Below are 1221 nucleotides of genomic sequence, written 5' to 3'. Positions count from 1 at the left end.
GAAGCGCTCATTCAGGATGTTCCAGTCGATCAGCGCTGCCAACCGCACCAGCGGATGACCCATGTCGATGATCTGATCAAGCGCCGGAAGCAACAGGTCTTTCTGGCGATCATCCCGCGGCTTGCTCATCGCATTCCCCAATGTCGACGACGCCGTCAGGGAATCACGAATCACCCAAAAGCAAAACCTAAAACGCAAGAAAGCGAGGTCCAATACCCCGCTTTCCTGCAAAATCGAATACTACATCAAGACCAATTCTGCTTATTTCTCAAGTCAATCCGCTTTCTTCACGGACGACAATTTAGCCGTCTCAACGAGCGTCCGGAATGCCACATCCTCCGGCAATGTCGAGAGCCAGTATTTGGTAGGCTGGTCCTCGCCTTTCGGCCATTCGATCAGCAACCATTCCTGCGCTCGCCGGGTGGTTCGCCAATAATCACGATGCGCGGCACGAACCCGCACGCGGGCAAAGCGCGAGGTCAGCTTTTCGTTCGTTCCTTGCCGCCACGTGAGGGTGCGCCAAGCTTGGGCCGGCAGGCCGATCGCGAGCGCCTTGACGGCGGCTGGCTGATGCTGACGGTTGCGGCGCATCAGTTTCGGCGGACGGCCGCGGCCCGACCATGGCTTCGGCGGCAAGGGACCGGTGCCGGGCGCCCATACCGTCGTGCTCGACAGAAGACCCGCCACATAGGTCAACCCCAGCGCCGTGATCTCGGTGCGCAGGTCGCTGTTGTTGCCATAGCCCGCGTCCATCAGCACGACACCGCGCGGAAGGCCGCTCGCACAGGCCCACCGCAACTGCTCCAGCGCGATCTCCGGCTTGGTCTGGAAGCCAACTTCGGCAGGAATGCCCACCTTGCGCCGTCGATCGCGGTCCTCAGTCCATTCCTTCGGAAGATAAAGGCGGTAAGCGACAGGCAAGCCTTTCAATTACCCATAATTGTTGCCTCGATTGCGGCTCCAAGTTCGATGTCGGTCAGCCGCGATAGTCCGCGCCAGATCACGGTATTTCCTGGAGGCGGATCGTTGGCTCGGGCTAAATATCCTCCGAGCCGCGCGATCTTGACGACATAGTGCGAGAGCGTGCTTCGTCGAGAGCAATCACCACCCCTGTCTTTCACCAAATGATCAAGAAGCCTGATTTCGGGATCCGTCAGCGCCGTTTGCGGTACGGCATTCGGCGAGGAGCGATTGAGCATCGTCATCCAGAAGACGCGCCAA

The 1221-nt window shown here is 59.3% G+C and carries 1 protein-coding gene and 2 pseudogenes; all 3 read right to left on the bottom strand.

What is annotated here, in order from left to right; translation table 11 throughout:
* The coding region (locus J6525_RS46375) for a hypothetical protein (RefSeq protein WP_225649495.1) at positions 1 to 213 on the bottom strand (213 nt) is incomplete at its 3' end.
* An 84-nt stretch (positions 214 to 297) separates the two neighbouring features.
* Positions 298 to 921, bottom strand: a pseudogene (locus J6525_RS46370) (IS701 family transposase); the annotation flags it as partial.
* A gap of 5 nt (positions 922 to 926) precedes the next feature.
* Positions 927 to 1221, bottom strand: a pseudogene (locus J6525_RS46365) (IS4 family transposase); the annotation flags it as partial.

The organism is Bradyrhizobium australafricanum (assembly GCF_020329495.1).
GTDB lineage: Bacteria > Pseudomonadota > Alphaproteobacteria > Rhizobiales > Xanthobacteraceae > Bradyrhizobium > Bradyrhizobium australafricanum.
This window is presented reverse-complemented; position numbering and strand designations above follow the sequence as displayed.